Source organism: Staphylococcus sp. HMSC061G12 (assembly GCF_001838465.1).
GTDB classification, from domain to species: domain Bacteria; phylum Bacillota; class Bacilli; order Staphylococcales; family Staphylococcaceae; genus Staphylococcus; species Staphylococcus simulans.
The window spans coordinates 22,233-28,572 of the sequence record NZ_KV837001.1 but is presented as its reverse complement, the minus strand read 5'-3'; the positions used below and the strand labels follow the sequence as shown (position 1 = coordinate 28,572).

General features: G+C 36.0%; 4 protein-coding genes. 1 reads left to right on the top strand and 3 read right to left on the bottom strand.

What is annotated here, in order from left to right; translation table 11 throughout:
* Positions 1-143: 143 nt before the first annotated feature.
* The 3 genes from HMPREF2937_RS00445 to HMPREF2937_RS00435 all read right to left on the bottom strand — a co-directional run bounded on the left by HMPREF2937_RS00445 (position 144) and on the right by HMPREF2937_RS00435 (position 5,720).
* Positions 144-3,593: a pyruvate carboxylase gene (locus HMPREF2937_RS00445; RefSeq protein WP_002480544.1), complete on the bottom strand. Its 3,450-nt coding sequence runs from the start codon at positions 3,591-3,593 to the stop codon at positions 144-146.
* Between the two features lie 394 nt (positions 3,594-3,987).
* Complete coding sequence (gene ftsW, locus HMPREF2937_RS00440; RefSeq protein ID WP_002480543.1) at positions 3,988-5,208, bottom strand: cell division peptidoglycan polymerase FtsW; 1,221 nt, start codon at positions 5,206-5,208, stop codon at positions 3,988-3,990.
* Positions 5,209-5,444: 236 nt separating this feature from the next.
* A complete protein-coding gene (locus HMPREF2937_RS00435) occupies positions 5,445-5,720 on the bottom strand; it encodes an Fpa/YlaN family protein (protein ID WP_002480542.1) in 276 nt (91 codons plus the stop codon).
* 136 nt (positions 5,721-5,856) lie between these two features.
* Here HMPREF2937_RS00435 and HMPREF2937_RS00430 point away from each other — a divergent pair, with 136 nt between their 5' ends.
* Positions 5,857-6,339, top strand: a complete 483-nt coding sequence (locus HMPREF2937_RS00430) for a hypothetical protein (RefSeq protein ID WP_002480541.1) — start codon at positions 5,857-5,859, stop codon at positions 6,337-6,339.
* Position 6,340: the final 1 nt, after the last annotated feature.

Genomic DNA, 6,340 nt, shown 5'->3' with positions numbered 1-6,340 from the left:
TTTATATATCAACCGAATTTGACAAAGAGCCATTTTTTGTTGCTTTATCCAAACTTCTTAATCACTTTTACTATAAATAGGCTTCTCAAGAATAGAAATACCGGAAACTGAAGAGAGTATCAGCTTCCGGCATATTTTAACGATTATTCATCTTTTTCTAATTCCACTAATAAGTCGCCTGTTTGAATACCTTCACCATTTGTGACAGTAACTTGTTTTACTGTACCGTTGAATGGTGCTTGTACTGTTGTTTCCATTTTCATTGCTTCAGTAATCAAGAGTGCTTGTCCGCTTTCTACGTGATCACCCACTGCAACTTTAACTTCTGACACTGTACCAGGCATTTGTGCACCGATATGGTTAGGGTTAGCTTTGTCTGCTTTTGGTTTAACTGTCGCATTCGTTTTCACATTTTCATCTTGAATTTTAATTTGACGTGTTTGACCGTTCATGATGAAGAAGATTGTTCTGACACCTTTATCATCTGGTTCAGTAATTGCTTCTAATGTGATAATCAACGTTTTACCTTTATCGATTTCCACTTCAACTGTTTCACCCGTACGCATACCGAAGAAGAATGTCGGCGTATCTAATAATGACACATTACCGAATTGTTCTTTCGTAGCAATGTATTGTTCATAAACTTTAGGATAAATCGCATAACTGATTAAATCTTGTTCAGTGACAGGTTTTTCTTGTTTTGCTTGAAGTTCTTCACGTAACGCTTCAAAGTCGATATCTTCAAGGTATTCACCTGGACGTTCTGTTAATGGTTTTTGACCTTTCAACACAACTTTTTGAAGTTCTTTATTGAAGCCGTCTGTTGGTTGACCGATTTCACCTTTGAAGAATGAGACCACTGATTCAGGGAAGTCGAGTTTGTAACCGTCTTTTAAGACATCTTCTTCTGTTAAATCATTTTGTACCATGTATAACGCCATATCTCCAACTACTTTTGAAGATGGTGTTACTTTAACAATATCTCCAAATAAGAAGTTTACGCGACGATACATATCTTTAACTTCATGGAATCTATTGCCTAAGCCTAAACTTTTCGCTTGTTGGTTTAAGTTTGAGTATTGGCCGCCAGGCATTTCATATTGGTAAATTTCTGTGTTCGGTGATTTGAAATCACTTTCGAAGTCACTATAGTAATGACGTACTGTATCCCAATATTGACCTAAACGTTCAAGACCATTGATATCTGTACGTGCATCACGACCAAAGCCATTTAAAGCATAGTACAATGAGTTCGCACTTGGTTGACTTGTTAAACCGCTCATAGATGATACTGCTGTATCAATCACGTCCACACCTGCATCTGCAGCTTGTTTATACGTTAAAATACCGTTACCGCTTGTATCATGTGTATGCAAGTGGATTGGTAAATCAACTGCAGCTTTTAATTCTCCGATTAATTCAAAAGCAGCTTTAGGTTTTAATAAACCAGCCATGTCTTTAATCGCAAGAATATGGAATCCTTCTTTTTCCAATTCCTTCGCAAGGTTCACATAGTAATCTAATGTGTAAATATTAGAGCGTTGCGGATCTAAAATATCCCCTGTATAACAAATTGTACCTTCAGAGATTTTACCCGCTTCTTGAACCGCTTCATTCGCCACTTTCATTTGGTCTAACCAGTTCAACGAGTCGAAAATACGGAAGACATCTACGCCAGCTTCAGCACTTTCTTTTACGAATTTCTTAATCACATTATCAGGATAGTTTTTATAACCTACTGCGTTTGATGCACGTAATAACATTTGGAATAAAATGTTAGGAATGGCTTTACGCATTTGTTCTAGACGTTCCCATGGATTTTCTTTCAAGAAGTTATAAGCAACGTCAAATGTCGCACCGCCCCACATTTCAAGTGAGAATGCATCTTGTAAGATTTCCGCTGTTTGTGATGCGATAGCTAACATATCTTTCGTACGCACACGTGTCGCAAGTAAGGATTGATGCGCATCACGGAATGTTGTATCTGTAATCAACACATCTTCTTGTTTTAATAACCAGTCCGCAACAGCTTTAGGACCTTGTTCATCTAAGAGTTGTTTTGTACCTCTTAATTGTTTGATTTCTGATCTTGGTACACGGTCTACATGTGGACGTTCAAAATCAGGCTTTTGACGTTTTTCAACACTTGGGAAGCCGTTGATTGTCACATTACCAATGTATTCTAATGTTTTAGTACCACGGTCTTGTGTTGGATTAATTTCAAACAACTCAGGTGTTTCTTCGATGAATTTAGTTGTATAGTCGCCTTCTTGGAATTGTTTATTGCGAATCACGTTAATTAAGAATGGAATATTCGTTTTCACACCACGAATACGCATCTCACGTAAAGATCGATCCATTTTTTCAATCGTTTGTTTAAACGTTAACGCATGTGTAGACAATTTCACTAATAATGAGTCATAGTATGGTGAAATTTCAGCACCTTGGAATCCATCACCAGCATCTAAACGTACACCGAAACCACCACTAGAACGATAAGCGATAATGTGGCCAGTATCCGGCATAAAGTCATTTGTCGGATCTTCAGTTGTGATACGACATTGAATCGCATACCCTAATGTATGAATATCATCTTGATGCGGAATACCGATTTCATCGTCAAATAACGATTCGCCATCTGCTACAAGAATTTGTGTTTTCACAATATCGATACCTGTAATCATTTCAGTGATTGTATGTTCTACTTGTACACGTGGGTTAACTTCAATAAAGAAGAACTCATCGCCAGATACTAAGAACTCAACTGTACCTGCGTTGACATAGCCCACATTGTTCATTAATTGTAATGCTGCGTCACAAATACGTTGACGTAAACCTTCATCCATACCTACTGATGGTGCAACTTCAACAACTTTTTGATGACGACGTTGTACAGAACAATCTCTTTCATAAAGGTGAACAATATTACCGTGTTCATCACCCATGATTTGAACTTCTATATGTTTTGGTTCATTAATGTATTTTTCAATATAAACTTCACTGTTACCAAAAGATTTTTGCGCTTCAGATTTCGCACGTGTAAAGGCTTCTTCAAGTTCAGACTCCTCATTCACAATACGCATACCTTTACCGCCGCCACCGCTAGTGGCTTTAATCATCAATGGGTAACCTGCTTCTTTCGCAAAATCTGCAGCTTTATGATAATCCTCAATCGGACCATCTGTACCCGGAATAACTGGTAAACCAGCTTCAATTGCTGTGGCACGGGCTTTCACTTTATCACCGAACATATCTAAATGTTTAAGTTTAGGGCCGATAAAGATAATACCTTCTTCTTCACAGCGTTTTGCGAAGGTTTCATTTTCACTTAAGAATCCGTAACCTGGATGAATCGCATCAACATTCGCATTCTTCGCAACTTCAATAATACGTTCAATATTTAAATAACTGTCAGCAGGACCTAAATCCTCTCCGACTAAATAAGATTCATCAGCTTTGTTTCTATGTAACGAACCTTTGTCTTCATTTGAATAAATTGCGACTGTTGTAATGTCTAATTCAGTGGCTGCACGGAAAATACGAATTGCGATTTCACCGCGGTTTGCTACCATTAACTTATTAATCTTCTTCAAGTGATCAACCCCCAAAAAATCAATTATTAGAATTTTCTAAACCTTTGTTGTAGATAATAGTATACCAAAACACGAACATTAATGTTAGTAGATGTATCTGTTCTGATATGTAAACTTCAAGCCAAACTATACTGTTTCAGCAACTTATAAACACGCCACCAAAGCATGTTAGACAGTGCTAGTATAGATAAGACATATAGAAGCATATCCGTATTATATCATATTTTCTTATAACACATCATAAACTTTATTTATACTTATTTCTGAAAGCAATCATTTTAGCTTAACCATTATTCTTAACATTTCTTACTCGTCAATAAAAAACGTTTGTCTTTTTAAGAATCTTTCAATCGACATAAAAAAGACTGAACGTGCTTACGCTCAGTCTTGTCATTTAATATCTTCTTGGAATATCAATATGTTTTTGTTTTGCTTTTTGTTTATCCATCTTGATTTGTTTCGCAGTAATTAATAATAAGCCTAAGGCGATACTTAAACTGATCATAGAGGAACCACCGAAACTAATAAATGGTAACGGTACCCCTGTTAATGGAATTAACGCTGAAATACCACCTAAGTTAACGAAAGTTTGACTGCCGATATAACTTGCGATACCAACACAAACAAGTTTATAGAAATAAGAACTTGTTTCAGAAGCTAATTGGAAAGCTCTATAGACAATAAAGAACAATAATCCAATCACAAATAGGCCTCCGATTAAACCAAGTTCTTCACATATGACCGCGAAGATAAAGTCTGTATGCGGTTCTGGCAGATAGCCGAGTTTTAACACACTGTTGCCGATACCTTTACCGAATAATCCCCCATTCCCAATCGCCATTAAGGAGTTTGAAATATGGTAACCTGTGCCAGATTCAAAATGGAATGGATCTGTCATAATTCTAAAACGGGCAACTAAGTATGCAGGTAACCAACCTGCAATGGCGAATAGTACTAATGCAATACTGCCACCTACCAATATGATACCGCCCCATTTTAATAGCGGTTTAATCCAAATACCTGCATAAAGCATAATGGACATAAAAATAATGATAATCAGCATCGTTTGCCCAACATCACGTTGGAATAGCACCATGATAATACATACAATGATAAATAATAACGGATTCAGTATTAATTTCGGATTCGCAAGTACGCGCTCACGCTTTTTATTAATCATGAATGGCAGATAAAGTATAATGGCAATTTTCAACAACTCTGAAGCTTGTAAGTTCATAAACCCTAAGTTAATCCAACTTTTAGAACCATTGATATTTTTACCGATTAATAACGTAAAGAATAGCAAAAGGAAAATACCTGCCATCATAATTTGTTGCACACGTGTTTGCTGTAAAAATTTAACGTTCATGAAGAACGCCATAAAAAATACAATAATAAAACTCATCACAACGTACATTAACTGTCTTGTATAAAAGTACGTACCAGACACAGGTGTACCCCCTGTTAATGTCCCTTTAGTAGCAGGAACCATACTGGCACTGTAAACCATAATCAACCCAATCAAACACAGCATTATATATGTAATCACTAACGGATAATCGATATATTTTGCATACTTTCCGACATACCGAAAGAAAGATTTTATGTTATTCATTTAAAAATCATCCAATTCTCATATTTGAAGTGTTTTCAAATATATTTAGAGTTTGTATAAGACTTTAATGTCTTAATTCTGTTTTCACTTTGACGATATCTTTATAAAACCACATTTTTAAGTCGTGTTGCAAGCATTTCTGTATGCTGAAAAGAAATAAAAAAAGTGACTGTACATTCTATCAACTTCTGACAGAACTGCAGCCACTTTGTGCGGTTTAATCTGATGCTGTGAAATTAAACGTTTGTGAATGCTTCATGAAGTTTAGACAATTCTTTTTCAAGACGCAACATGATTTCTTTACCTTGTTCGATATCAATCAAGCCTAAGTTTGCTGCAAAGTCTACTTCTTTTTGTAAGCCAAACATTTGTGTATCTAAAACTTCTTCATACAAAGGACATTGCGGCAATGTTAAATTGTCCATTTGTACTTTAATTAATTGCAGAATGCGATCTGCATCTTTATTTAATTGGTCATATGCCGCGTTATTGATTGTGTTCGATTTCGTCATGACATACTCCCCCTATCATTTGTTTGTCATATTAAAAATTTTAGCCTACTCAAAACTAAATTGCAAGTAAATTTCGAATCAGTAACTCTATTCTATGTTATCATAGACTCAGATATTATAAAGGGGAGCGCATAACATGATACAAATTAAGGGTAAAGTTAAATTTCCAATTACTTTAGACAGTACAACTTGGATTTTTGACGATCGTAAAGTAAAAATCGAAGATTTAGAAGCAGGCGTCTTTGAAGGAACAAAACCTGTCGAATTCCAAAATAACCGTGAATGGAATCGCGCAATTTTGGAAGGACAAACAAATCCTCCAACCCTGAATTCTGAAATCAAGTATAAAAAGCGTGCCATGATTGAGGACACATTTGTGATTAACATGACACCTTTCTTCAAGAATGCTGAACCAAATGACGATGCCACAGCAATTCGTCTATCTAACGATGAAGATTCAATCGAAGTACCGTTAAGCTTATTACCTTACCTGTTCTTTAAATTCGCAGATAAAGGGAAACGTTTATATGATGACAACGGTGTAGACAGCTTCGTGTACATACCTGAAGAAGGGTATTCACATGAATTCAAACATGTGACGTATATCGAGGTGGTATAAT